This window comes from Micromonospora sp. KC606 (genome assembly GCF_004348675.1).
In the GTDB taxonomy this organism is placed as follows: Bacteria; Actinomycetota; Actinomycetes; order Mycobacteriales; family Micromonosporaceae; genus Micromonospora.
On record NZ_SMKN01000001.1, the window covers coordinates 109,527 to 135,250 of the forward strand.

The 25,724-nt window shown below is 67.9% G+C and carries 18 protein-coding genes and 10 pseudogenes; 18 read left to right on the forward strand and 10 right to left on the reverse strand.

Going from position 1 to position 25,724, the window contains the following annotated elements:
• Positions 1-15 precede the first annotated feature (15 nt).
• Positions 16-672 carry a TetR/AcrR family transcriptional regulator gene (locus E1193_RS00555; protein WP_132179127.1) on the reverse strand — a complete coding sequence of 219 codons (657 nt, stop codon included), beginning with the start codon at positions 670-672 and terminating at the stop codon, positions 16-18.
• A 98-nt stretch (positions 673-770) separates the two neighbouring features.
• Between E1193_RS00555 and E1193_RS00560 the strand changes: the two genes are divergently transcribed.
• The 5 genes and pseudogenes from E1193_RS00560 to E1193_RS00580 all read left to right on the forward strand — a co-directional run bounded on the left by E1193_RS00560 (position 771) and on the right by E1193_RS00580 (position 6,468).
• Positions 771-2,249: an MFS transporter gene (locus tag E1193_RS00560; protein WP_243707181.1), complete on the forward strand. Its 1,479-nt coding sequence runs from the start codon at positions 771-773 to the stop codon at positions 2,247-2,249.
• An 84-nt stretch (positions 2,250-2,333) separates the two neighbouring features.
• Positions 2,334-3,410 (forward strand): Gfo/Idh/MocA family oxidoreductase, encoded by a 1,077-nt coding sequence (locus E1193_RS00565; RefSeq protein WP_207922470.1) that lies wholly within the window; start codon positions 2,334-2,336, stop codon positions 3,408-3,410.
• A gap of 220 nt (positions 3,411-3,630) precedes the next feature.
• Positions 3,631-4,006, forward strand: a pseudogene (locus tag E1193_RS33890) (transposase); the annotation flags it as partial.
• Between the two features lie 554 nt (positions 4,007-4,560).
• Positions 4,561-4,754, forward strand: a pseudogene (locus E1193_RS33895) (helix-turn-helix transcriptional regulator).
• Positions 4,755-4,875: 121 nt separating this feature from the next.
• Positions 4,876-6,468: an alpha/beta hydrolase gene (locus E1193_RS00580; protein WP_132179131.1), complete on the forward strand. Its 1,593-nt coding sequence runs from the start codon at positions 4,876-4,878 to the stop codon at positions 6,466-6,468.
• A gap of 259 nt (positions 6,469-6,727) precedes the next feature.
• Here the strand turns inward: E1193_RS00580 and E1193_RS00585 are convergent, their stop codons facing one another.
• The gene (locus tag E1193_RS00585) at positions 6,728-7,309 is read right to left on the reverse strand and encodes a transposase (protein ID WP_165945553.1); all 582 of its coding nucleotides are present in this window, start codon (positions 7,307-7,309) and stop codon (positions 6,728-6,730) included.
• A gap of 748 nt (positions 7,310-8,057) precedes the next feature.
• Here E1193_RS00585 and E1193_RS00595 point away from each other — a divergent pair.
• Both E1193_RS00595 and E1193_RS32705 read left to right on the forward strand, forming a co-directional pair.
• Positions 8,058-9,269, forward strand: coding sequence for a molybdopterin-dependent oxidoreductase (locus tag E1193_RS00595; RefSeq protein WP_132179135.1), 1,212 nt, complete (start codon positions 8,058-8,060; stop codon positions 9,267-9,269).
• The gene (locus E1193_RS32705) at positions 9,266-9,754 is read left to right on the forward strand and encodes a hypothetical protein (protein WP_243707199.1); all 489 of its coding nucleotides are present in this window, start codon (positions 9,266-9,268) and stop codon (positions 9,752-9,754) included. Before E1193_RS00595 ends, E1193_RS32705 begins: the two co-directional genes overlap by 4 nt.
• A gap of 166 nt (positions 9,755-9,920) precedes the next feature.
• Here E1193_RS32705 and E1193_RS32710 read toward each other — a convergent pair.
• The 3 genes and pseudogenes from E1193_RS32710 to E1193_RS33610 all read right to left on the reverse strand — a co-directional run.
• Positions 9,921-10,238, reverse strand: a pseudogene (locus E1193_RS32710) (nucleotidyltransferase family protein); the annotation flags it as partial.
• A gap of 76 nt (positions 10,239-10,314) precedes the next feature.
• Positions 10,315-10,818 carry a transposase gene (locus E1193_RS33605; RefSeq protein WP_279433277.1) on the reverse strand — a complete coding sequence of 168 codons (504 nt, stop codon included), beginning with the start codon at positions 10,816-10,818 and terminating at the stop codon, positions 10,315-10,317.
• Between the two features lie 19 nt (positions 10,819-10,837).
• Positions 10,838-11,578, reverse strand: a complete 741-nt coding sequence (locus E1193_RS33610) for an IS256 family transposase (protein ID WP_279433278.1) — start codon at positions 11,576-11,578, stop codon at positions 10,838-10,840.
• A gap of 259 nt (positions 11,579-11,837) precedes the next feature.
• Between E1193_RS33610 and E1193_RS00610 the strand changes: the two genes are divergently transcribed.
• Together E1193_RS00610 and E1193_RS00615 are read left to right on the forward strand one after the other, a co-directional pair.
• Positions 11,838-12,773 (forward strand): sigma-70 family RNA polymerase sigma factor, encoded by a 936-nt coding sequence (locus tag E1193_RS00610; protein ID WP_132179249.1) that lies wholly within the window; start codon positions 11,838-11,840, stop codon positions 12,771-12,773.
• 3 nt (positions 12,774-12,776) lie between these two features.
• Positions 12,777-13,532, forward strand: a complete 756-nt coding sequence (locus tag E1193_RS00615) for an alpha/beta hydrolase (protein ID WP_132179139.1) — start codon at positions 12,777-12,779, stop codon at positions 13,530-13,532.
• 247 nt (positions 13,533-13,779) lie between these two features.
• Here the strand turns inward: E1193_RS00615 and E1193_RS00620 are convergent.
• Together E1193_RS00620 and E1193_RS00625 are read right to left on the reverse strand one after the other, a co-directional pair.
• A pseudogene (locus E1193_RS00620) lies at positions 13,780-15,072 on the reverse strand (ABC transporter ATP-binding protein); the annotation flags it as partial.
• Between the two features lie 148 nt (positions 15,073-15,220).
• Positions 15,221-15,703 (reverse strand): NUDIX hydrolase, encoded by a 483-nt coding sequence (locus tag E1193_RS00625; protein ID WP_132179141.1) that lies wholly within the window; start codon positions 15,701-15,703, stop codon positions 15,221-15,223.
• Positions 15,704-15,959: 256 nt separating this feature from the next.
• Between E1193_RS00625 and E1193_RS33900 the strand changes: the two are divergent.
• Positions 15,960-16,631: pseudogene (locus E1193_RS33900) on the forward strand (helix-turn-helix transcriptional regulator); the annotation flags it as partial.
• A gap of 879 nt (positions 16,632-17,510) precedes the next feature.
• On the opposite strand, the pseudogene E1193_RS32715 reads toward E1193_RS33900, so the two are convergent.
• Positions 17,511-18,111, reverse strand: a pseudogene (locus E1193_RS32715) (leucine zipper domain-containing protein); the annotation flags it as partial.
• Between the two features lie 75 nt (positions 18,112-18,186).
• Here E1193_RS32715 and E1193_RS00645 point away from each other — a divergent pair.
• The 4 genes and pseudogenes from E1193_RS00645 to E1193_RS00660 all read left to right on the forward strand — a co-directional run bounded on the left by E1193_RS00645 (position 18,187) and on the right by E1193_RS00660 (position 22,583).
• Positions 18,187-19,740, forward strand: coding sequence for an MFS transporter (locus E1193_RS00645; protein ID WP_132179145.1), 1,554 nt, complete (start codon positions 18,187-18,189; stop codon positions 19,738-19,740).
• A 5-nt stretch (positions 19,741-19,745) separates the two neighbouring features.
• Complete coding sequence (locus E1193_RS00650; RefSeq protein ID WP_132179147.1) at positions 19,746-20,315, forward strand: TetR family transcriptional regulator; 570 nt, start codon at positions 19,746-19,748, stop codon at positions 20,313-20,315.
• A gap of 152 nt (positions 20,316-20,467) precedes the next feature.
• A pseudogene (locus tag E1193_RS00655) lies at positions 20,468-20,818 on the forward strand (leucine zipper domain-containing protein); the annotation flags it as partial.
• Complete coding sequence (locus E1193_RS00660) at positions 20,811-22,583, forward strand: hypothetical protein (RefSeq protein WP_132179149.1); 1,773 nt, start codon at positions 20,811-20,813, stop codon at positions 22,581-22,583. The pseudogene E1193_RS00655 and the gene E1193_RS00660, both read left to right, overlap by 8 nt.
• Before the next feature lie 86 nt (positions 22,584-22,669).
• Here E1193_RS00660 and E1193_RS00665 read toward each other — a convergent pair whose 3' ends face one another.
• Positions 22,670-23,473, reverse strand: a complete 804-nt coding sequence (locus tag E1193_RS00665; protein ID WP_132179151.1) for an aminotransferase class IV family protein — start codon at positions 23,471-23,473, stop codon at positions 22,670-22,672.
• A gap of 55 nt (positions 23,474-23,528) precedes the next feature.
• Here E1193_RS00665 and E1193_RS00670 point away from each other — a divergent pair, with 55 nt between their 5' ends.
• The 4 genes and pseudogenes from E1193_RS00670 to E1193_RS32725 form a co-directional block, all read left to right on the forward strand.
• Positions 23,529-23,879, forward strand: coding sequence for a MerR family transcriptional regulator (locus E1193_RS00670; protein WP_132179153.1), 351 nt, complete (start codon positions 23,529-23,531; stop codon positions 23,877-23,879).
• Between the two features lie 87 nt (positions 23,880-23,966).
• Positions 23,967-24,197 (forward strand): annotated as a pseudogene (locus E1193_RS00675) (ABC transporter ATP-binding protein); the annotation flags it as partial.
• A 57-nt stretch (positions 24,198-24,254) separates the two neighbouring features.
• A pseudogene (locus tag E1193_RS32720) lies at positions 24,255-24,533 on the forward strand (DNA-binding response regulator); the annotation flags it as partial.
• Between the two features lie 126 nt (positions 24,534-24,659).
• A pseudogene (locus E1193_RS32725) lies at positions 24,660-24,847 on the forward strand (TetR/AcrR family transcriptional regulator); the annotation flags it as partial.
• An 88-nt stretch (positions 24,848-24,935) separates the two neighbouring features.
• Here E1193_RS32725 and E1193_RS00685 read toward each other — a convergent pair.
• Positions 24,936-25,718 (reverse strand): FadR/GntR family transcriptional regulator, encoded by a 783-nt coding sequence (locus tag E1193_RS00685; protein WP_243707183.1) that lies wholly within the window; start codon positions 25,716-25,718, stop codon positions 24,936-24,938.
• Positions 25,719-25,724 lie beyond the last annotated feature (6 nt).

Here is a 25,724-nt window from a genome sequence, read left to right on the forward strand (position 1 = left end):
AGGTGAGTAGGCCGATCAGCGTGTGCGATGTGCACCCGCTCGCACTGCGGCCAGCGCGGCGGCGGCCGCCTTTTCGGCGACCGCGTCGTTGACCGGCTCGTGGGTCACCAGCATCCGGTAGTAGAACGGTGCGCCGAGTGCTCGGATCACCTCAACTGGATCGGTATCCGCGGGTAGCTCACCACGCTTGACCGCGCGCTGCACGGATTCGGCGGCTTGGCTGTTACGGGCAGCGTAGAACTCGCGCAGCGCGTCTGCCGCTCGTGGGTCGTGTACCGCTGCGGCAATCACGCCGAGAAAAAGGGAGCGTTGTACCGGATCCGCGTAGAAACGGCTGATCCCCAGGGCAAGCTCGCGTAGATCCGTCTCGATTGACCCGGAGTCTGGCAGCGGCAGGTCGGTCCTGACGAGTTCGCGGAGCAGTTCGGTGAGCAGCCCGGTGGTGTCGCGCCAGCGCCGGTACACCGTGCTCTTGGCGACTCCTGCGGCGTCGGCAACCCGTTCCACCGTCAACTCGGCGTACCCGTGTGCCTGGAGCTCGGCGCGGGTCGCGGCGAGGACGGCCGTGCGTATCCGCTCGGTACGTCCCCTTGGTCGTAGCATGCCCGGCTGCGGACGGTCTGACGTCAAAGAAAACTCCAGTTGCGTTAGTGCCTTGAGTTCGCCTAGCATCCACCTTAACGCGACTCGCGTTTCATTACCATCGTCCGACACCCTGGCGCGCCAGCAGCGCAGGGTAGGTCGAACTGCGCACCCAAAGGAAGTACGCCGTGACTCCACCGACGAAACCCAGCTCGCGCGGGCTGGCGCTCGCCACGCTCTGCGCGATGCAGTTGATGATCATCCTTGATGGAACGATCGTGACCGTCGCCCTGCCGACCATCCAGCACGCCCTGGGCTTCTCGCAGGGCGGACTCTCGTGGGCGGTGAACTCCTACCTCATCGCCTTCGCCGGGCTGCTGCTCCTGTCGGGGCGGCTCGGCGACCTGATCGGAACCAAGAAGGTGTTCCTGGCAGGCCTTTGCACCTTTACCGTCGCGTCGCTGCTGTGTGGCATCGCTGGCAGTCCGGAAATGCTGATCGCGGGTCGGTTCCTGCAGGGCGTGGGCGCAGCGTCTGCGTCCGCCGTGGTGCTCGGCATGATCGTCGCTCTATATCCTGAGCCCGGCGAGCAGGCCAAGGCCATGGGCGTCTACAGCTTCGTCTCGGCGGGCGGCGCCTCGATCGGCCTGATAGCCGGCGGGGTCATCACTGAAACCCTGGGCTGGCAGTGGGTGTTTCTGATCAACCTGCCCATCGGTGCGGTAGCCCTGTTCGCCGGACGGCGGTTTCTCACCGGGCAGCCGGGAATCGGACTGCGCGCCGGTGCCGACGCGATCGGCGCCATCCTGGTCACCACGGGTCTCTCGTTGGGTGTGTTCACCATCGCGCAGGTCTCCGAGGACCGGCTCAGCTCGGGCGAGCTTAGTCTGTACGGCGCGGTCGCTGTGCTTCTGCTGGTCGCCTTCGTGATCCGCCAGGCCAAGGTCGCCCGCCCGCTGCTCGCTCTGCGCCTGTTCCGCAACCGGGAGATCTCCGGCGCCAACATCGCTGTGGTGCTGGTCTTCGCGGCCGGCTTTGGCTTTCAGTTCCTCAACGCCCTGTACCTCCAGCGTGTCCTCGGACTCGACTCGATGCAGACCGGCCTCGCGTTCCTTCCCGCACCCCTCGTCATCGGCACCATGTCACTGTTCTTCACCGCCAAACTCACCGCCCGCTTCGGCACCCGTCGGACACTGCTGACCGGCCTGTTCGCTCTCGGCGCCGGACTTCTCCTGCTGAGCCGGGCACCCGCCGACGGCAGCTACGCGCTGGATGTCATGCCAGCCCTGCTCATCCAGGGCTTCGGCATGGGTCTCACGGTCCCGGCGATCATCATGCGGGCCATGTCCGGTGCCGCACCTGCCGATGCCGGCCTCGCCTCCGGTCTGAACAACACCGCCCAGCAGGCAGGCGCCGCAGTCGGCCTCGCCGTCCTGGCCACAGTCGCCACCGCGCACAGCGACTCCCTGATCCGCGGCGGTACCGAGCAGGTGCAGGCGCTACGGGACGGATACAGCCTCGGGTTCCAGTTCTCGGCAGGCTTCGTCTTCGCCGCCTGGCTCGTCGCCTTCCTCGTCCTGAGAGACAGGTCAACCAAACGGCAGCAGGAGCAGCCGGCGGGCCAGACGATCGCTCAGGACACCGTCGAGCCCGTCGCCGCACCGTGATCCCGCGCCCGACAAGCGATGCAACCGAACTGAACGCCGACAGAGCGAGGGGTACGCACAGTGCCGGACAGGATTCGAGTAGGAGTGGTCGGGGCACACGCCGAGCGAGGTTGGGCCCGAAACGTTCATCTGCCCGCCCTATCGGCGTCACGCGACGAGTACGAAATCATCGCGGTCGCCGGAACGAGCCGTGAATCGGCATGGGCGGCGGCCCGCGTATGGGGTGCCCAGCACGCTTTCGACGACGCCCGGGCGATCATGACGCATCCGCAGGTCGACCTGATCACCATCGCCGTGCAACTCCCGCAGCGGGACGGCCTGGTGGAAGCGGCGATCGCGGCGGGAAAGCATGTCTACAGCGAGTGGCCGTTGGCGCTGAACGCGGAGATCGCGGAGCGGTTCCGGGCCGGTGCCCAGGCGGCCGGGGTTCGGCACGCGGTGGGGCTGCAGTCCCGGCACCACCCGGCGGTGCGGTACCTGCGTGACCTCATCGCGGACGGTCTGGTCGGGGAGGTGCTGTCAACGTCGCTCACGTACTCCCTCGCGACCCCCGAGGTCTGGTCGCAGCGCTACGCGGCGCTGTTCGACCACACCAAGGGCGTCAACCATGTGGCAGTCGTCGGCGGTCATTGCCTCGACATGTACCGCTCGATCGTCGGCGATTTTACCGAACTGTCAGCGACCCTGACGACCCGGATCCGCCGGGTCACTCTGCAGGAGACGGGTAACGAGATCGAGGTCACTTCGCCGGACCAGATCGTCGTGGCGGGGCTGTTGGAATCGGGGGCGGCGTCCTCGGTGCATCTCATGACAGGTGGACCACAGGGCGACGGCCTCCGGATAGAGGTGCACGGGCGGGCAGGCCGGCTGATACTCCGTTCCACGGACGACTCCCTGGTCGGTCCCGAGTTCGTTCTCACCCACGCCCGGGTCAACGGCAGCCCGGTCGAGCGGCTCACGGTGCCCATGCGTTATCAGTCTGCGCTCACCGGGGCGCCGTCCCCGGTGAGCAACGTGCACCAGGTGTACGCGGATCTGGCGCGAACGATTCGTACGGAACAAACCTTCGAGCCGGACTTCGCAACGGCGGTCCGTACGCATCGCCTGCTGGACACGATCAAACAGTCCGCGGATATGGGAGAGCGTCAACGACTCCCCTAACTGGACGTTTGCTTCACGTTCGCGCCAGTAGTGGGCGTTCACGGTCCGATCTCGATAGCGCAAGATGCCCGATCCAACCCGGAAAGAACACATCTTGCCCGACTGAACCCCGACCGGAATCAGAGCATTTCGCCCCTCGAACGCGTCTGGTTCACCTTCGCCCATAAATCGACGGACATGATGTCCGTCGAGCCGGCCCCCGGCCCCGTACGCCTGCACCGTGACCGCACGGCGAGCCTGTCCGTCCGACCTGTCCGACGCCCGGTGGGCCCTGATCGCACCCCCGCCTGACCGCCTAGCGACAGGCCCGCACCGACGCCGGCGTCAGCGGCCGCACCCCCACCCACGACCTACGCGACACCTTCGACGCCATCCTGTACATCAACCGCACCGGCATCGCCTGACGCTACCTACCCCACGACTTCCCGCCCCACGCCACGGCCTACGGCCACTTCGCCACCTGGAGCAAAGAAGGCATCTTCGCCGACCTGACCCACCAGCTCACCGGCCTCGTCCACGACCACCACGACCGCACCATCACACCCACCGCATCCCTCACGGACAACCACAGCGTGAAAACCTCCACCAACGTCCCACCTCTTAGGTGGAACTGACGGCAGTCCCGTGCCGCCGGGACCGGGGTCGGCTCGGCCATTGTCAAGTGAGCTTGACATCGCCAGCGAGTGCCTTCTATCGTGTCAAGTATACTTGACTCTCGCTGCAGGAAGGGCAACTCGTGCAAGCACAAAACGAGATCGGGGACTATTGCGACTCGATCAAGACAGCCGTTCGACTCGTACTCTGGACACTGGCCTGGGCGGCGACGCTCGCCCTGGCCAAGTTCGGCCCCCGACTCTTGTGGGATTCACAACAACCGGTGGCGAGCTGGGCCGCGGTGGTCGTCAATCTTGTCGTCGGCATCGGATGGATCGTCGCCTTCACGCGCTTTCTCCGAGCACAAGATGAGTTGCAACGGCAGATCCTGCAGGATGCGCTGGCGGTCACCCTCGGAGCGGGGTGGCTCGGCGGATTCGCCTATATCGTCGTGGACAGCCGGCCTCGTCGCCAACGACGTCAATATCGCAGTCTTCCCCGCGCTCATGGGAGCCGTCTACTTGATCGCCTTCGTCGTCGGCAGAACCAGATACCGGTGAAGAACCGCATCACGGACCTTCGGACCGAACGCGGGTGGACGCAGGCTGAACCAGCTCAGCGTATCGGCGTGTCAAGGCAGACGATCAACGCGACGAAACAGGGAAGTTCGACCCGAGCCTTCCAACCGCCTTCCGCCTCGCCAAGCTGTTCAACCTGAGAACCAAAGAGATCTTTATCGACGATGAATGACGCGCCTCGGTGCAGCCTGCACGAGCCGACCCCACACGCCGCATACGCCTTCACCACCAGGTTCATGCCGTTCCAACGGCGCTATGACCATCACAGCCATAGATGAATTGGAGCTACCCCAATGCCCGACGACCGAAGCCCGACCCGCCGGCCACGGCCACGGCGGTCACTCGCGCTCGTCGCGGTGGCCGTGTTCGCGGCCACGCTCACCCCGGCGACACCGGCAGTCGCCACGGCCACACCGGCCGGGCTGGTCTGGGGCGCCTGCCCGCCACCGGCCGAAGGTTCCGGGGGCGACACCCGCCAGCAGTGCGCCACACTGCAACTGCCGTTGGACTATCGCCATCCGCACGGCCGCCAGATCGACGTCACGATTTCACGGATCGCCACCGCCGAGCCGGGCCTACGGCGCGGCATCCTGCTGTCCAACCCGGGCGGACCCGGCGACTTCGGCCTCGACATGCCCAGCTTCCTCGCCGCCGCGCTGCCGGCCGAGGTGCTGACCCGCTACGACCTGATCGGGTTCGACCCGCGCGGTGTCGGGGCGAGCACGCCGATCACATGTGGCATCACCGACCCGGTCGCGGTGACCGACCTCATCCTGCCCTACCCGGCACCGGACGGGTCGATCGCCCGCAACATCGAGTTCGCCCGGACGACGGCGCGCGACTGCGCGGCGCACTCCGGCGAGTTGCTGCCGCACATCACCACCGCCAACACCGCACGCGACATGGACCGCATCCGGGCCGCGCTCGGCGAGCCGAAGCTGTCCTATCTCGGGTACTCCTACGGTACCTACCTCGGTGCGGTTTACACCTCGTTGTTCCCGGACCGCAGCGACCGGATCATCCTGGACAGCGCGGTCGACCCGAACCGGATCTGGAACGGCGTCTTTCGGCAGTGGAGCCCGTCCGTGGCGTTGCGCTTCCCCGACTTCACCGGCTGGGCGGCCGCCCGCAACGACGAGTACGGGCTGGGCGCGACGCCGGCCGCGATGGCCGAGACCTATTTCGCGACCGCGGCGGCACTGGACCGCGAGCCCCTGGTGACGCCCGGCATCGTGGTCACCGGAAACGTCTACCGCCAGATAACCCGCGTCCTCCTGGATGACGACCGCAACTTCCCGCTGCTCGCCGCGTTCTGGCAGGCACTCGCCCAGGCATCGCCACCGGCGGCGCTTCCCGCGCTGCGGCGCGCGGCGCCGACGGCCCAGATACCGGCCGACAACGGCGCCGCCGTTCTCTACGCGATCGTTTGCGGTGATGTGGCGTGGTCGCGTGACGTCGACCGGTACGCCCGTAACGTGGCCGTCGACCGCCGGCTGTTCCCGATCACCGCCGGCATGCCGGCCAACCTCTGGCCGTGCGCGTTCTGGCCGAACCGCCCGCTGGAACCACCGGTGGCGGTCACCGGCAAGGGGCCACGCAACGTGCTCATTCTGCAGAACCTGCGTGACCCGGTGACCGGCTGGCCGGGCGCGTTCGGGCTACGCCGGGCGTTGGACCGGCGGGCCACAATGGTCACCCAGGACGCGGGCGGGCACGGCGTGTTCCCCATCCGATCCGGACGGTGCGCCGCGGACATCGCCACCGCGTTCCTCACCACAGGAACGCTGCCCGACCGGGACCGCTTTTGCCCCGGTCCATCACCCGACGACATCGCCGTAACGTCCGCCGCGCGGCCGATACCCTCCGGTCCGCTCGCCGTCCGATAGGCCGTGACGATCCGCGCACCGGGACGCCCTGGCGATGTGCGCCCTGGTGCGCGGATCAGCGCACACCGCAAGATCGAAGCACTGTTCTCGGCTACTTGTTTCATTGACCTGCGACCGTAGCCCGGCCAGGCTTCGGTCGAGGCGCCCGGGCTGTCGCTCACTTTTCGGCTGCCCATGCTGGTCGTGTGGCTCTCATCTGACCTGCGCGGCCCGGGCGTCGCCCCAGGGCGGGGAGAGGCTCAAGAGCCGCCTCTGTGTGTCAACCCGTTGCGGTGAGGTGCTTGAGCTGATCTTTGATGAGCTGTCTGTAGAGGACGTTGGTGAGTCGTCTTTTGAGTGCTCGTCGGGCTTCGGCTGGCGTCTTGCCCTCACTGATTTTGCGGAGGTAGTAGACGCGGCCGGGTCCGGGGTCGCGGGCTTGGCAGACCGCGATGGTGTGCAGGGCGGTGTTGAGCTGCCGGTTGCCGGTGGGGTTGAGCCGGTGGCGGCGGCGTTCGCCGCTGGATGCTTCCAGGGGTGCGGTGCCGGTGTAGCTGGCGAAGTGATCGGCGGTCGGGAAGCGGGTCACATCGCCGACGTGGCCGAGGATCTTCCCGGCGAGGATGTGTCCGACGCCGTGGATCTCGGTGACCCTGGAGTGAGTCTCGGCGAGGGTTGTTTGACGGGTCTGTGCCTGGTTGGCGTCGAGGTTGCCAGCCGACCGCCACCCGCGTCGAACGCATCCGGGCCGTAAACGCCTACCAGGCGCTGAACCGGACCGAGGCCGGCCTCGCCGTGTTCCACACCCGCCTCGGTCTCTCCCTCGTCGACGCCCTCGACGGCAGCCACCAGCCGGCAGCACACCCCATCGTCGCCCGGCTGATCGAACGAGCCACCGGGGACGAATACGCCGCCCGGGATCTCCTCGCCCATGCCGGCTGCCGCAGCATCCACACTCCGCAACAGATCGAGCAGTTCACCGACTGCGTCACCACCTGCGGACTCGACGCCGGCGTCATACCGAGCTCCTTGCTGACCGAACTCACCGACGCGCTCGACATCGCCGCACGCCTCGTCGGCACGACGCCCACCGCCAGCGCATCCCAGCGGCCGCGGCAAGTGGCCAGTTGGGATGCAAACAACTCCCGGTCCCGGAGCCCAAGCCAACCCATTTTGTCGTATGCGCCCGATATGGTCGCTGCGCATCCCACGCCGACGTTCACCAACGGAGGTCCGATCATGACTGGTTCCGCACTCGACACCGTTACCGCAGACGAGGCTCGCGCCCGGCTGGTCGACCAAATGGTCGCCGACGGGAGGATCACCTCACCAACGGCGGAGGCCGCGTTTCGCCGAGTGCCACGACATCTGTTCGCGCCCGACGACGTCAGCATCGACGCACAGGACGGGCGGCGAGCCATCTTCGCCGAGCGGGCCCGGCATATCGCCACGGGGTTGAGGAGTGGACGTTCATCGACCGGGAGATCGACCTACGGCTGTCGCGTTTCTGACCGGGTTCGGGTCTGCAACGGAACGCGTGGACATCGATACGCTGTGATGCGTCAGCTGGGCGGTGATCACAGGCAGTATCGACCGAATAGGTGGCGTCCATGCGTGCTCCCGGCCTGCCCACATCCGCCTCGTTCCGTTCCCGACTCCATGACGAGAAGACGGCCACGCTCCTTGGCCTCGCCCTCGCCGTCACCTTCACCGTCTGCTTCGTGACCGGGCTGGTCTCCCATCTGATCCAACATCCGCAGCCCTGGTTCGAATGGCCCGCCGCCCCCCGCAACCTCTACCGGGTGATCACCGCCACGCACGTGGTGACCGGATTTGCCACCGTTCCCCTGCTGGCGGCGAAGCTGTGGACGGTCTATCCCAAGCTCTGGGCGAGGCCGTTGTTCACCAGCTGGGCACACGCGGTGGAACGGATCAGCCTGATCCCGCTCGTGGGTGGCAGCCTCTTCCTCGTCGTCGGCGGCATAGACGACTCGATGTACATCTACATCAACCCGTTCACGTTCACCCCGACGCACTATGTGGCGTCCTGGATCACGGTGGGCGCGCTCATCATCCACGTCGCCGCCAAACGGCAGGTCACCCTGCAGACGCTGCGGCGCCGCGACACGGTGGCCGGGCCATCGTCCCGCGGGCCAGGCTCACCGGCCCGCGCGGCTGGCCCGCCGGCTCCAGCGGTGGCGCTCGCCGATGATCACGCCGAACGCCGCAACTTCCTGATCACGGTAGGCGCCGCCGCCGGGGTTCTCGGCGTCAACTTCCTGGCCGCGAACGTGGACCCGCTGCACGATCTGGCCCTGCTGCCATCCCGGCGCTCGGACGTGGGCACGCAGAAACTGCCGGTCCAGACCCAGGCCACAGCAGCGGGCGTGACCGAGCGCATCACCTCCCCGGACTACCGGCTGCGGGTCATCGGCCAGGTCGCCAGCCCGCTGGAACTCGACGTCGACGACCTGCTCGCCCGGGTCAGCCACACCGCCACCTTGCCGATCAGCTGCGTGCAGGGCTGGAGTGTCAGCGCAACCTGGCGCGGCGTACGAGTCCGTGACCTGCTCCGCGAGGCCGGCGTGACGGACTTCGACGAGGTGATCGTGCGCTCGATACAGACCACGACCAAGCCCCAGCGTATGTTCGGCCGGGCCCGGCTCAACCCGTCGCACGCGCTGCACCCGGACACACTGCTGGCCACCGAGCTCAACGGCGAACGGCTTCACATGGATCATGGATACCCGGTGCGGCTCATCGCCCCGAACAACCCGGGCATCATGCAGACCAAATGGGTCGAGGAGCTGTGGGTCCGATGACACGACAATACAACTGGATCTTCTGGGCCAGCGTCGGCCTCGGCCTACTCCTGATGGGCTACGGCGTGCTGCTGCTCATCCGCAGCCCGATCCAGTCGTGGCCCTTCGCCAACGAAGCGCTCGTCTCGCCGTTGGACGCGCAGCTGGGCGCGATCCGCCGCTTCGCGATCATCCTGCTGCTCCACGACCTCGTCGTCCTTCCGCTGGTGTTCGGCTTCGCCACCCTCACATTCCGCGTGCTGCCGCCGGCCTGGCGCGCACCGGTCAGGTTCGGGTTGCTGATCTCGGTGTTCGTGCTTCTGATAGCCGCCTGGGGGCTGGCCGGTCAGGCGATTGAGGTGCAACCCGGCAACGAGCAGATCCTGCCCAACCACTACCCGACATCGGTAGCGCTGCTGCTGACGCCTGTATGGCTTGTCGTCGTGGTCTGGGGCTGGCGGGCAAAGGTCCGCGCCGGCCAGGACACGCGCGGGCGGGCCCACTGATCTTACGCCGATCGCGGCACGGGGCCCGGTGCCGTTGGCCCGATCGGCTCCGGGCCAACCAAGGCCGGCCGTCACCGCCGGCGGTGAAAGCCCCGGCCGGTGCGCGCTGGCACCGGTTCGACCGGCCACGGTAAACCCTGCGGTCTGCGCCGTACTCGGGCCAGGTCGCGACCGCGTCGGCGATGCCGTGCAACGGTGGGACGGGTCCTCCGCCGAACCGCTGTGGGTACCAGGTGTGTACGGCGGCCTGGTTCTTCGCCTCCCACGGCAGGCCAGGCTCCAGCGCGGCCAGCCGTGCAGTGGCCCGCTGGTCGTTGTCCTGACTCAGGTCGGCCGGGTCGAAGAAGGCCACGTCCACGTCCCGAACGTCCCGCAGGTCGAACCCGTCGCCGTAGCGGCACCCCCACACCAGATCGCGGAGGACCCCGGCACCGATCCACGCGTCCGGCAGCCCCGAGTCCCGCACCACGGCCAGTGCCCGCATCAGCCGAGGACTGGACCGCACCAAGTCCGGGAGTGTGGCGATTTCCGTGTTTGGGCCTGTGGTGTGATCGAGGTTGTTAGATGGCGATCCGGTCGCCGTAGGCGAGGATCAGGGCGTTGAGAGCTTTGGCCCAACCGTAGACCCGGCCGGTGATACTCCCGCCGCCCTTACGTTTCTGTTGGACGACGAGGTAGAGGACCTTCATCGCGGCCTGCTCGGTCGGGAAGTGCCCGCGTCGTCGGGCGGCTTGCCGGAACCGGGCGTTGAGGGACTCGATGATGTTGGTGGTGTAGAGGACCTTGCGGACCTCGTGGTCGTAGTCGAGGAACGGCACGAACTGCGGCCAGGAGGTCCGCCACAGTTTGATGACGGCCGGGTACTGGTCGCCGAACTCGGCGGCGAACGTCTCGAAGCGGGCCTCCGCCGCGGCCACCGTGGGGGCGGTGTAGATCTCCCGCAACGCGGGGGTGATTTTCTGCCAGTCCTTGCGATTGGTGTACCGCAGAGATGCCCGCACGAGGTGGACGACACATTGCTGGTGCACCGCCTGCGGCCAGACCTGCTCGATGGCGTCGGTCATGCCTTTGAGGCCGTCGCAGTCAGGCCATGAACACGTCCTCGACACCGCGGTTGCGTAGTTCGGTGAGGTAGCCGGCCCACTGCTTGGCGCCTTCCCCGCCGGTGCCGGCCCACATCCCGAGCACGTCGCGTTCCCCGCCGAGGCTGATACCCACAGCCACGTAGACGGGCCGGTTCGCGACCTGCCCCTGACGGATCTTCATCACGAGTGCGTCGATGAACACCACTGGATAGATCCGGTCCAGGGGCCGCTGCCGCCAGGCTTCCATCTCGTCCACGACGTTGTCGGTGACCCGGCTGATCAACTCCCGGGACACGTCGGCGTCGTACACATCGGCCAGGTGGGCGGAGATTTCCCCGGTCGTCAACCCTTTGGCATACAGCGACAGGATCGCCTCGTTGAACCCGTCCAACCTGCGGGCGTGTTTCGGCACGATCCGCGGGGTGAACGAACCCGCCCGATCCCGCGGGATTTGGATCCGCACCGGGCCGACCTCGGTCTGCACCGTCTTCGCCCCGTGCCCGTTACGAACGTTGGTCCGCCGGCCAGTCGCCTCGTCAACGCCGGCCTCGTCCAGGTGAGCATCCAGCTCCGCATCAAGGGCTGACTCCAGGACGGTGCGGGTGATCCCCGCGAGGAGCCCACCCGGCCCGACCAACGACACCCCGTCAGCCTTGGCCCGCTCGACCAACTGCTGAGCAAACTCCACCTCCGCCGCCGTCGGCTGCGGAAGTGGAGCAGCGTTCTTCTTGTCTGCCATGACGTGGTCCTTCCCGGACAGGATCGACGTCCTGTCCAACGGACCACACCCAGCTCAAACACGGAAATCTACGCAGTCCCGTACGGGCCGAAAGACCAACGGATATGGCTGACCTGCACTGATGCGGACGCGCCGGTGACGATGCTGGTGTCCTCTCCGATGGTCGCGTTCGTCGTGTCCGGGCCGCCCAACAACACGGCCGGCCCCGCGGGTGGGATCTTGAAGTCAAGTTGGGAATGGTCATTATTTTGGGCAGGTGATGTTCGAGGATCGTTTGGAAGCGCACCGGGTCGAACTGACCGGTTACTGCTATCGCATGCTCGCCTGCGTCGCCGAGGCCGAGGATGCCGTGCAGGAGACCCTGATTCGCGCCTGGCGCCACGCTGACCGCTTCGACGAGGGCAAAGCGGGCCTGCGTACCTGGTTGCACCGGATCGCTACGAACGTCTGCCTCGACATGGCCCGCAGCGTGCAGCGGCGTGCTCTCGCGATGGATCTCGGCCCGTCCTCACCTGTCGGGGGTGTCCTGGGTACGCCGTTGAGTGCCGCCGCCTTCGTGCAACCGGTCCCGGACCGGCGCGTGCTCCCTGTCGACGGGGATCCGGCGGAGCTTGCCGTGCAGCGCGACACGATCCGGCTGGCGTTCGTCGCTGCCCTGCAGCACTTGCCGCCGCGCCAGCGGGCGGTGCTCATCCTGCGTGAGGTGCTCTGCTGGTCGGCGCAGGAGGTCGCGGGGATCCTCGACATGAGCCCGGCCGCGGTCAACAGTGCCCTGCAGCGCGCGCGGACCACCATGTCCGCCCGTAACCGCCCGGGTGGGACCGGTGAGGTGGCCGAGGACCTGCTTCGGCGGTACGTCGAGGCGTTCACTGCCTATGACGTCGATGGTCTCGTCGCGCTGCTGCATGAGGACGCCACGATGTCGATGCCGCCGTTCGCCTGGTGGCTCGACGGCCGGGAGGCGATCCGGGCGGTCCTGCTGGGCGCGGCCGGGGTGTGTGCCGATGACCGGCTGGTCCGCACCGCGGCCAACGGCTCACCGGCGTTCGGGCAGTACCGAGACGGGCAGGCGTTCGGCCTGGTCATCCTGGATGTCTGGGACGGGCTGATCGCGGCTACGACGTCGTACCTCGATCCGTCTCTGTTCGCATTGTTCGGTCTGCCGATGAGTTTGGACCCGCCGCGTCGTATGTAGTGCATGACCAACATCGTTGACATGTGCCACGACGAACGCGGCGCCGGCGACCCGGTGGTGCTATTGCACGGCGGCTTGACCGACAGCCGCTGCTTCACCGCCAACCTCGACGGCCTCGCCGACACGTTCCGGGTGTACCTGCCGGACCGGCGTGGCCACGGCCGCACGCCCGATGCGCCCGGCCCGATCACCATCGAGCTGATGGCGCAGGACACCATCGCGTTCCTGGAGCAGGTGGTCGGCGGCCCGGCCCGGCTAGTCGGCTACAGCGCCGGCGGCACGGTAGCGCTGCAGGTGGCGATGCGCCGCCCCGACCTGGTCGAACGTCTCGTCCTGATCAGCGCGGCCTACGACCTCGACGGACTGATCTTCAAGCCGTCAGCCGGTGGCGAGATGCCCGCCGAAATCGTCGACGCCTACGCCGAGGTGTCACCCGACGGTCGGGACCACTTCCCGGTCGTGGTCGACAAGATCGTCCATGCGGTGGCGACGGAGCCCGGCCCGGACCCGGCCGACCTGCGCGCCGTGACCGCCCGCACCCTCGTCTTGGCCGGCGACGACGACCTCGTCACACTCGACCACACGGTGGCGCTCTACCGGGCGCTGCCCACTGCCGAACTCGCCGTACTGCCGAACGCCAGCCACCTGCTGCTGATGGAACACGCCGACGCGGTGCGCGACATGGTCCTGAATTTCCTGACCACCAATGCCGCCCCGACCTACATGCCTATCGCGCGTGCCGACCAAAACTCCCACTGAGTTCAGCGAGCGTCGGTCGATGCGTCGTCGACGCCAGAGGTACTCGGGTCTATCGCAGACGACCGTCTGCGATAGACCCCGCGACGGCACGCAGGCGCCAAGCATCGGCCCAGGAGCCAGCTGCCACAAAACCCACCCCGAAAACAAGCCATCACAACATTCCGGTCCGCGCGAGTCGGCCTGTACTACTGGGACCCGATCCGGCATGAGACACCACGCCGCTGGACGCGTTGACAGATCACATAACGGAGCCGTTCTCCCCCACGAACGCCACCGTCTGCCCGGCTCCGATGGTCAGGGTGACCTGGTCGACGGCCGGCGTGTCGCGATCGGGGTAGCAAAGGCTCACCGCGTCGACAGCGATCTCCCGCAGCCGCTCTGTTGCTGGCAACTCCGCGCCCGGGCTGGTGTGCGGTGGCAGGTAGTCGGCGGCGCGGGTCATGAAGCCGGTGTAGTCGCGGAAGTGCTGGCCCTCGGTGTAGACCCGGTCGATCTGGAAGGTCACCACGGCCAGGGAGCGTTGCGCGGACTGGACGGCGATGACGCAGGTCGCGGCGGCGGCGAGGGGGATCTGCCCGTCGACGAGCAGCAGGCCGAGCAGCACGTACACCACGGCGGTGGCCACCCCGCCGATCATGGCGCCGACGGTGGTGGTCGTGGTGACCCGCCGCGCGAGGGCGAGTTGGATGCCGGTTTCCACGCCCATGACCCGGTCGTACTGGTCGAGCAGGAAGCCACGCAGACCGTAGGAGCGCAGCTCGGGGGCGGAGTCCCGTTCGGCCATCAGCCGGTGCAGCAGCCACAACCGCCGGCGGCGTACCGACCCGGCGGCGTAGGTCTGGTAGCGCAGGTGCCCGGCCCGCAGCGACGCCCACCCGTTCGGGACGGTGGCCATGAGCAGGGCGAGCAGCAGCAGTGGGTGGATCACCACGACGGCGACCGCGACGGCGAGGACACCGGCCAGGCCGGCGAGCAGGTTCATCGACGACTGCACCAGCCCTGTCGTGGAGTCCGCGCCGCGGGAAGCGCGTTCCATGTCGTCGGCGAACGCGTCGGCGTCGAACGCCTCCAACCGCACCGCGGTGGTCACCTCGAACAGCCCACGCTCGACCTCCCGGTCCACCTTCGGCGTGAGCCCGTTCTGCGCGTACCCCATACCGGTGGCCATGCCGGCACGCAGCGCGGTCACCGCCGCCAGAGCCACCAGGGCGGGCAGCGCGGCGAGCACCTTGTCCGCGGTGGGCCCGCCGGCGAACAACTCCACCAGCACCCGCTGCGCCGCGAGCAGGCCGAACGCCGACATCACCCCCGCGCCCACCGTCGTGGCCGCCACAATCGACGTGCGGAGGCGGTCAGCACGCCAGCTGACCACGAGCGCGGCCCCGACCAGGCGGGGCAGCTCGGAGAAGACCGCGAACAGGCCGGCCTGTGCCCGCACCCCGGTCTCCCACCACATCTCCCGCAACTCCGGCAAAACCGAATCCCGCTGGGATGGCTCGGGACGGACGGGCGTGTGATCGGGGTGGCCAGATTTGGACATGGAGGTACCTCCCGAAAGTGAGCACGGTGGGCTGCGGCTGTGGTGTTTCGATGGGCGGACGGCGGGACGCGAAGGTGCCCCGCCGGTGATGGCGACTGGTGCCGCGGACGCTTCTGCCTCTGCCGAGAGAAGCCCGGGCGGTCTGCGGTCAGGTGACCAGCACGCCGTCTTCGAGGTAGTAGGCGCACCCGTCAGCTCGGGCGTGCAGCGCCTGGGTAATCCGGCGGGCCAGCAGCGGTGGTAACCGCTGGCCGGTCTGGGGCGGGTCGGACCACGCCCAGCCCTTCAACTCGCCGGGCGGCACCACGATCCGTTCCGCCGCGGTGGCGTCCAGGGCGCCGCCGTCGTAGATGACCATGACGCCCTCGGTGCGGCCATCGCGGGCGGGCACCCAGTCCACGACGAGCAACCGACCCACCGACAGGTCCAAACCGAGTTCCTCACGGCCTTCTCGGATCGCGGCCTGGTACGGCGACTCGTCAGCCTCGACGCACCCGCCGGGAATCTCCCACTGCGCCTCGTATGCCGGCTCCACCAGCAGAACCCGCTCGTCCGGGTCGGTGATCAGCAACCCCGCGGCCAACCGCTTACGGGGCAGATCGACGGTGAAGTCGCGGCGTTCGGAGGGCATGCAGGGACGGTATGCGGCCTCCGGGTCGACACGCCCGCAGCGCCGTGCGCCGACATTGTCGGCAGATTCCGACACCCACTCCGACACCACGCCGGCATCGATAACGCCGCCAGCCCGAACCGTCAGCACCGGCGCAGGGACCTGGCGATTACCGCACGCCGACCCCCGGGGAGAGAGTCTCCTGTGGCCCGAAAGTGTCACAGGGGGCAGCTACGGTGTCGGCTCATCGTGACCGCAGCGACCGGGGGTGGCAGCGATGGCCGACCACGACCAGATCACCACCGCCCGTCGCGCGCTCGGCCGCCACCTCGCCCACCTGCGCAAGGCCGCCGGCCACACCCAACACGGCCTCGCTCGGCTCGTGCAGTACGGGCGCAGCTCCGTGGCGAACACCGAGACCGGCCGGCAGCACCCCGAGCGGTCCTTTTGGACCCGCTGCGACCAGGTGCTGCGCACAGGTGGTGTGCTTACCGCCGAGTACGACCGCATCGCTGACCTGGACCACCAACGCCGCCACAGCCCGACGGCCCTGGACAGCCGCACCTGTTCCACTACCGGGAATGCCGTGTGGGAGCACGAGGACCACATCACCGCGCGCCGACTGGCGCTGACCACCGCGACAGATGACGACGCGCGGCTGGCGTACCTGGGACACGAAGTCCGGGATGCGATCGACAACAACGAACGCTGCCCACCGGCCACCCTCGTGGCCCGGCTGCGTCCGCTGCGGGTCTGCGTCGACCAGCTGATGGACGCCCGGCAGCACCCACCGCAACGCGCCCGGCTCTACACCACCGCCGCCCACCTGTCCGGGCTCCTCGCCGCCCTCGCCCTCGACCTACGCGCCTTGCGCATCGCACGCGCCTACGCCGCCGAGGCATACGATCTTGCTCACGCCGCCCAGCAACCCGACCTGCAGGCCTGGGCCCGCGCCACCCAGAGCCTGGTCGCCTTCTACACCGGCGACCTGCACGACGCTGTCACCTACGCCGAGGACGGCCTACGTCAGGCCGGCACCAGCCCACACCGGATCCGCCTCACGATCAACGGGCAGGCGCGGGCGCTCGCCCGCCTCGGCGACCGGCACGGCGTCGACCGCTGCGTCGAGCGCGCGTTCGCCCTGCTGGCCGAGCACCCGCCGAACGGGCAGGTCAGCACCAGCCTCACCCTCGGCCCCTACTGCCCCGCAAGGACCGCGGCCAACGCCGCCACCGCCTACCTCGCTCTCGGCCACACCACCAACGTCACCGACCACCTCACCACCGCCATCGGCGCCTTCGACAGCGCCCACCTGCGCGGCCCGCAAGCACTCAGCCGCCTCGACCTGGCCACCGCACACCTGCACGACGGCGACCTCGACCAGGCAGCCGAACTGGCGCTACAGGCACTCACCCTCACCGCCGACCACCACTTCGAATCGGTCCACCACCGCACCCGCCACCTCCTCACTACCGCCCGGCCCTTCGGCCACCACCCGCAACTGCAGGCCGTCGCGGACCTGCTCGCCCAGCGCACGCACCTCGGCACCGCGCCGCGACCGGGCCTACGATCGCCGGCATGAGTAGCCGGGAACTGGCCAGCTTGCAGCAGCGCTGGGCCGCCTAACAGAACCTGCCCGAACTCACCGACCACGGTTACTGGCGTCCCGGCTGGCGCGCCGACCGCCACTACTACACCTGGCACCTCACCTTCGACCACCAAACCCAACTCCACCACCTCGTTACCGACCTTCAGCGCCACCTCGAACTGCCCGAGCTGGACCTAGTGCCGTGAGACGGCCTACACCTGACCAGGCAGGGCATCGGCGTTCGGTGTAGGCCAGCCGGGAAAAGCCGTCGACGATGGAGTGCAGGTAGACATAGCCGCGCTTCGCGCCAGCTGACTTTGCTCGGCCAGCGGCCCTGGCCCTGGTCGCTGTCGCGGCCGTGGACGCACCAGCCGCCACCGTCGGGGATCCGGCCGACCTTCTTGACGTCCAGGTGGGCCATGTGTCCGGGCCAGCGGGCGGTGATCTTGCCCTACTTGCGGTTGTTCTCCCCCGTGGGGTCGATGAACTGCTGTCCGAGTCCAAGGCAGGCGAGGTGTCTGGTGACTGTGCGGCGGTGGACGCTGATGCCGATACCGCGTAGCTCGTCGGTAATCCGTTGGGCGGACCACTTGTTGTCCCTGCGCCAGGTCTCGATCCGTTCGATGACCTCGGGTGGTGTTGCGTTCGGGCTGGTGTGTGGGCTTGAGGGCCGGTCCAGGAGGCCTACCTCGCCGTAGCGGCGCCACCGGTTGACCCACTTTGGGGCGCACGCCCGAGACATCCCCATCTCCGCAGCGACATGGGTGATCGGCCGAGTCCTGCACCTCGTCACCAGGCGTCGTCTGCCCTCCACGCTGAGGGGTGCGTTCCTGTGAGTCACCGTTCCGGCTCGTTCACATCTCATGTGGAACGATGGTACAACTAGTACGTACGTTCAACTAGGTTGGAGGGTGAGATGGGGACGGAACTGTCGTCACGCGCTGGGTGGCGGGAGTGGGCCGGCTTCGCGGTGCTGGCGTTGCCGACCGTGTTGTTGGGGCTCGACGTAACGGCGCTATACCTCGTCGTTCCGAGCCTGGCCGCGGACCTGCATCCCACCGCAACGGAGACGTTGTGGATCATGGACGCCTACGGATTCCTCATCGCGGGGTTCCTGATCACCATGGGAACGCTGGGCGACCGGATCGGGCGCCGTCGCCTGCTGATGATCGGCATGGCTGCATTCGGCGCGGCCTCGGTTCTGGCGGCGTTCGCCCCCAGCGCCCTCTGGCTGATCATGGCGCGGGCACTGCTGGGAGTGGCCGGAGCGACGCTGATGCCGTCCACATTGTCCCTGGTCAGCAACATGTTCACCGACGCCCGGCAGCGGGCGTTGGCGATCGGTGCATGGGCCACGATGTTCGCGCTTGGAATGGCAGCCGGACCGGTCGTTGGCGGTGTCCTGGCTGCCAGCTTCTGGTGGGGTGCAGCCTTCCTTATCGCGGTACCCATCAGCGTGTTCGTGCTGGCTGCTGCACCAACGCTGCTGCCAGAGTTTCGGACCGACGCCGGTCGGCTCGACTTGTTGAGCGTCGGCCTGTCTCTGGCAGCGATGCTTTCGACCATCTATGCGATCAAGCATGTCGCCGCACACGGCATCGACATCCAGGCATGGGCCGCTGTTCTCTTCGGTGGCGGCTCGGCGGTCGCGTTTGTCCGTCACCAACTGCGCTTGAAAGAGCCGCTGCTGGACATGAGGCTCTTCACCAACCGGGCCTTCTCCGCCGCCCTGACAGTCTTGCTGATCGGCCTGGCCGGTTTCGGCGGAATGATGTTCCTGATCACACAGCACCTGCAGCTCGTCGAGGGCCTCTCGCCCACGGCAGCCGGACTGTGGATGGGGCCACCGGCACTAGCCATGCTGATCGGGGGCATCGGTGCGCCCCTGATCGCCACTCGCATACCGCCGGGGGGCGTTATGGGCTCCGCCCTCGCGCTGTCCCTCATCGGATATGCCTTCCTCGCCTTCGCGGGGACCGACAGCAAGCTGAGTGTGGTCACCGGATTCGCGTTCCTCTATCTCGGCCTCGGAGTCATCGCTGCACTGGGTACCGACATCGTCGTAGGTGCGGCGCCATCGGAGAGATCCGGGTCAGCCGCCGCACTGTCGGAGACCGTGCAAGAGCTCGGGATCGCGGCCGGGGTCGCGCTCCTGGGAAGCCTCACTACGGCGATCTACCGGACGGCGGCCGAGGCTCGGCCCGGACTGACCCGATCCGTGGCCGAGCCCTACAACGACAGCCTTTCCGGCGCAACATCCATGGCGGACCAGCTGCCAGCAGGGGCTCTCCGACACGCGCAGGAAGCGTTCACCAGCGGACTCAACACCGCCGCGATCGCCGCGGGTATCGCAATCGCTGGAGCATCAGTCGCTTGCTTCAGCACGCTGCGCCACATTCGCCCGATCGGCGACGCCAACCCTGGGACGAAGCCGATAACCTCAACTCGCCTGAGCAGCGATGATCGGTGAGGACAATGACGGACGAGCAAGACACGGTCGATGGGCGCAAACTGCGCGGTCAACGCCGCCGAGCCCAGATCATCGAGGCGACGCTCACGATCGTCCGCCGCGACGGTGCCGCTGGCGTGACCCATCGGACCGTCGCCAAAGAGGCAGGGATCACCACCAGCCTGACTCTCTACTACTTCGCCACACTCGACGACCTGCTGGTTGCCGCCCTGACCAGCGTCACCAACGCGTACACCCGCCGCATCCGCCAACTCATCGACACCGAGGGCGACCCTCTCGACGGGCTCGCCCGGCTCATCGCTGAATCAGCGGGACCAGGCCGTGAGCGCGCGCTCGCCGAACGTGAGTTGTCGACCCTGGCGGCTCGCCGCCCCGCCCTACGCCCCGCAGCGCGAAGCTGGCGCGACAACGTCGCAGAACTCGCCCAAACACAGACGGACGACCCTGATGCCATTGAAGCCTTCGTCGCACTCTGCGACGGGCTATGTGCAGCAATCCTCCTCGACGACCACGATGCCGACCCAGACCACATCCGGGCAGTCCTCAGCAAGGCACTACTAGGAACCAACCGATAGCCTCCGCTGGTCACGCCCGTGCACGTCACCAACGTCCAGCCCCGAGATGTTCTGCCCATGGACGTTGGTGACAGGGCTGGGATCTTGAAATAGGTGAGGACCTCCGGGTGAGGTGGAGCTTGTCGAAGGTTCCGCACACCCGGGAGGTCCTCGTGCCCCACGCTAACGCACCCCTGACCGAGCGCAATCGGCTGCGCCTGGCGCGCTGCGTGGTTGACGATCATTGGCCGTTGCGGCGGGCCGCGGAACGGTTCCAGGTCAGCGTGAACACCGCGAAGCGGTGGGCTGACCGGTACCGGACCGAAGGCATCGCGGGCATGGCTGACCAGTCCAGCCGCCCGCGCCGGTCCCCGAACCGGACGCGCCCACCGGTGGAGCGCAAGGTGCTTCACCTGCGGGTGAAGAAGCGGTGAAGGCCAGCCCGGATCGCCGGCCGGCTGGACATCCCGTCGTCGACGTGTCACGCGATTCTGCGCCGTGCCGGGGTCGCCCCCCTTGCCTACACCACTGCCGACCCGTGACGACGACCTGATCTGCTTCCACCTGTGGAACGCGTTCGCCAACGCGGCACCCGACACCTGGCTGCAGGGCGTGCATCCCGAACCGGTCGTTCTGGCCGTGCGCCACCGGCCGGGCAACCTTCCCGACTCGTTCTCCTTCACGCCGGAGGGCCTGCGCCGCAGGCCCACCAGCGACCAGCGCAGCCCGCTCAGATCAACCATCTGGATCTTCCACGGCGACCGCGCCCGGCACGCCTGCGGCGTGTTCGACACGCTGGACGCCGCACTCGCCTGGGCCGCCGAGCACCAGGTGACCGGGAACCTGGCCGAGAATTCCTTCGGCGGCGCCTGCGACGTCGCCGTCAGCGAAGGGCCGCTTCACACCATCGAAAGCACACCATGGCACCGCCGACCACGTCGGCACCTTCAGCCCCGGGCTACGTCACCTCCAACTGACCTGCGGACACCCAGACGAATAGACGTCGCTCATAGCGCAGACCGAGCATCACGCTCCGTGAGGAGGGTGCGGTGGGTCAAACGCTCGTGTCGAATCTGGGTTCACCGTCGTCGGCTGGTGTCGTGGGCGTGGTCGCCGGTCCTTGCGGGTCTCGGTGGAGGCGTCGTTGGAGTCTTGATCGTCCAGCCTGGTGCGTGGCTTTACGATGGCGGCGTGACGCCCTCCCGATTGCCTGCGGCGGTCGGTGGCCGTTGGGCTGGGCCTGTCGTTGAGGTGGAGGTACCGGTCCGTCCGTGTCTGCGCGTCGAGGTTGCCGGCGGCCGGCGGCTGCTGCTGCTGCTGCGTCAGGACGACCGGGTGGTGTTGCTGGGTCGACAGCGGGCGATGCATCGAGGTGTGTACTACGCCCGGACCGGTCGGTACCGCTCGCCGATACCGCCGATCACGGCTGCGCTGGCCCGGCGCCTGCGTGCGAGCAGCGAGGATGAGGAGTCGTGGGCAGCGCGGTGGACGCATCAGTTCACCGGCTGGCTGCAGGCCGGGGTTGACGGGCCGTTGCACACCGGGCGCTGGATGTTGGCCTGGGGCATGCCGAGGTGGGCTGTCACCACGCACTGGCAGCGTCTGCGCGTGGTTGACCCTGACCAGGGTCACATCACCTGGTTCGGTTACGGCGATCCGGACGAGGACCAGCGGGACGTGCTACCGCTGCGCCGGCTATCGGCGGTGGACGCCGGCCGGGTGCGTTCCTACCGTCGTCAGTATCGCGAGGGTGTCCTGCCTCCGGTGTTGCTGTGGTGGGTGAGCGGACTGCAAACGCTGCTGGTGCTCGACGGCCATGACCGGGTCACCGCGGCCCTGGCCGAACATGTCGTGCCCGACGTGCTCGTGCTCGCTCCCGCGGCCGATCTGTCGTGGATCTCGTCAGTCCAGCACCGACAGATTCGGGAGCACCAGGGCCGCCTGGACCATTTGCAGGCGCTTGCCGATCAGGGCGACCAGATGGCGAAGGCACACCTCACCGATACGACCCGCCGCTTCGCGGCTGACCTTGCGGACATCGTACGTAGCGAAGGCCGTACCAGAGCCTGGCCGATGCCCCGGCGGAACGATGGCATGGGCGCTACATGCGGCTACGTACGCGCCGGACTGGACCACCGAATCGGCGTAACGCAGCCCTGCGCCGACCACATCGCTCAGCATCAGCAGCCGAGCGTCCCGTCGAGAAACAAACGGATTTGCCGAAGAGAGTGCACCTTCTTGACGGCGCTCGGCGTTGCGCCGCGCCCGCGCCCGCCGCGATCGCATTGACGCGAGTCAGCAGAGCAACAGTAGTCCGGCAGCGCTACCTGTTCGCCTGGCAGCGGATGGCGGTCAACCAACTGCTCACACCGGTTTCAGGGCTGGGCTGGGGGCTCGGTCTGGTAGGCCTTGTGCAGGAGTTGGGCGAAGTTGTCGCCGTTCGCAAGCTGCCTGTCTCCCAGGCGAGAGACAGGAATGGCTGGGGTCCAGGAGTTCATGATGACGCCGGCCATGTCCTTGCTCAGGTCAGCTCGGCGGATCTCGCGAGTCTGCTGAGGGACGCCGAGGTTTTGGAGCTGGCGGGTGACGGTCTGCATGGTTACTCCGGGCAGGATGTCGGCCTTCGGCCAGATGACCTGCTCGCCATCCCAGAAGGCCATGTTCCAGATGGTCGCTTCGCTCAACCGGCCCTCACTGTCCTCGAAAGCGGCGTCGTCGAAGCCGCGGGCTTGGGCCTGCCGGAGGTACAAGGTCTTGCTGACCTCGCCGACGTGCTTGATGCCAGACAGGTGCCGCTGGTGGTGGACGATGTCCAAGGCAATCGGCCCGGTAGGCGGCTGGGCCGGATCGGTGAGCTTGATCAGCACGTCCAGGCTCAGGTCAGGGCTGGTGGCCATGAACTCCCCTGGCCGGGAGGTGACGAAGCAGGTGAGTGACACATCCGGTCCACTCGCGTCGATGGCCGCGCGCAGGTACTCGCGGACCCGGCTGTCGGGTAGGTGCTGGCCGAACAGCACCTCGCTCGCCCGGCGCAGGCGCTCCAGGTGTAGATCCAGGCCCCGGACAGCCCGGTCGCGGACCTGCATCGCGGTGAAGTGGGCGTAGCCGGCGAAGGCCAGCGGTGCGAGGTCCTTGGCGGTGGCGGGCTTACCGTTGAGATGAGTGAGCGAGATAGCCATGCCAAGAATGTAGGAGCTGACACCAGTGTCAAAGGCAAGCGTTCAGGACAGGCAGATGCTGCGCGTTGGTGAGCTGGCCTCCCGCACGGGGGTGAGCCCGCGGTTGCTGCGCTACTACGACAACCAAGGCCTGCTGGCCACCGAGCGCTCTACGACCGGGCAGCGGCTCTTCGAGGCCTCGGCTGTAGAGCAGGTCCGCTCCATCCGCCTCCTGCTGGAGGCCGGCCTGCCGACTCGTGTGATCGCCGAGCTGCTGGAGTGCATCCACGAACCCGGCCGGCTCGAACCATGTGCTGTGCCCACCCTCATTGAGCACCTCCAATCATACGACGAACGCATCGCCAGCCTCCTCAACACCCGCACCGCCCTCCAAGGACTCATCAACTCCTCGACTCCGGAGCAGTAACAGCTCGGAGAGAGCTCGGATCCCGTGGCGACGGGCACCTCGGATGCGATGCGCTGGCTCCGTTACCAAAGGTAATCATTAAGCACTACCACCACCCTGGCCATGGCCGTCGGCCTGCTCCGCCCCGACGCCGGCAGCGCCGAGATCTTCGGCGTGGACGTCTGGCGCGCAACCGTCCGGGCCAAGAAACTGATCGGCGTGCTGCCCGACGGCAACGCCATGCCGGAACGGCTTACCGGCCGCGAGGTCCTCACCTACCTCGGCCTGCTGCGCGGCCTGCCCCCCGCCGTCGTCGCCGAGCGCACCGGCGAACTCCTTTAGATCCTCGAACTCGACTCCGCCATCACCGCCCTGCGCCACTCCCACCCCCACATCAAGACCCTCGTCCTGACCACCTTCGACGGCGACTTCGACGTCCTGCCCGCCATCGAGGCCGGCGCCACCGGCTACCTCCTCAAAGACGCCCCCACCGACGAACTCCTACGCGCCGTCCGCGCCGCAGCCGCCGGCGAGCCAGTCCTGTCCCCCTCCGTCGCCGGCCGCCTGATGGGCCAGGTCCGCAAACCGGCCAAGGCCGCCCTTACCGACCGCGAACTCCAAGTCCTCGCCCTCGTCGCCGACGGCGCCTCCAATCGCCAGGCAGCCGCCAAGCTCTCAGGTCATGGCCACCCGCCGGAATACCAGACAGTTTGATTACATGACCCTGCCAGTCGGACGGGCCCGGGCGGCACTGCCGGTCCCACCCTCCAGCTTCATGGGTGTACCTCCAAATCCATGTCCATCGCGGCGGCGCTGGTCGGCGGCCAGCAGGACGGCTCGATCCGGGCCGACGACGCCGACCTCACGGCCCGCGCGGTCTTCCTGACCACACAGTCCTTCGTGCTGTCCGTCCGTACGGTCGCCGACGGCGTCCCGGTCGCGAGTTCGACCGGGAGCTGGCGCGACTGGTCGACGGCTACCTGCGACCATGGTTGGCGGGCGACAGCCGCACGCTGGCCATCGCCGCCTTCGACGACCCGTTCGGGAAGCGCTGGCGGCTCACCCAACGCAAGCCGGTCAGCGCGCGTCGCCTGCGGTGGGCGGGACTGCCGGATCGGCGGTCTGTTCCCAGATGGCCTTCATCTCGTCGAAGGCGTGTTCCATGATCTGGACCATCGCGCTGCGGGCCCGTTCGCCGTCGCGCCGCTGGATCGCCTGAGCCACGTCGGCGTGCAGTTGGAGGGCCTGCTCGTGCGGGTGGTGGGGCATGAGGTTGTAGTGGTGTCGGCCGCTGAGCACCTCGGCGACCAGGTTCTGGAGCTTGACGAACATCTCGTTGCCGGAGGCGGCCAGCACCCGCCGGTGGAACTCGATGTCGAGACGCAGGAAGCGCTCCTCGTCGCCGGCCTTGCCGGCGGCCCACATCCTCGCGGCGAGGCCGACGAGTTCGCTCGCCTCGTCGTGACCGACGCGGCCGGCGGCCAGCCAGGCGGCGTGCGGTTCCACCGCCGTCCGCAGTTCGGTGATCGAGCGGATCTGGGCGATGCGGCCGGCCGAGGCGAGTCGCCAGTGGATCACCTGCGGGTCGAAGACGTTCCAGGCGTCCGGCGGGCGGATCATGACCCCGACGCGTCGGCGGGTCTCGATGAAGCCGATCGAGGCGAGCACCCGCAACACCTCGCGGACCACCGAGCGGGACACCGCGTACCGGTCGACGAGATCGTCGATGTTGAGGACCAACCCGGGCGGGAGATCGCCACCGCAGATGGCCGTGCCGAGGTGATCGAGTACGCGTGCGTGCAGCCCGGCCTCGGTAGGGGCGTTCTGGCCGGCTACGCCCCCGGAGGAGTGCGGTTCCACGCCACG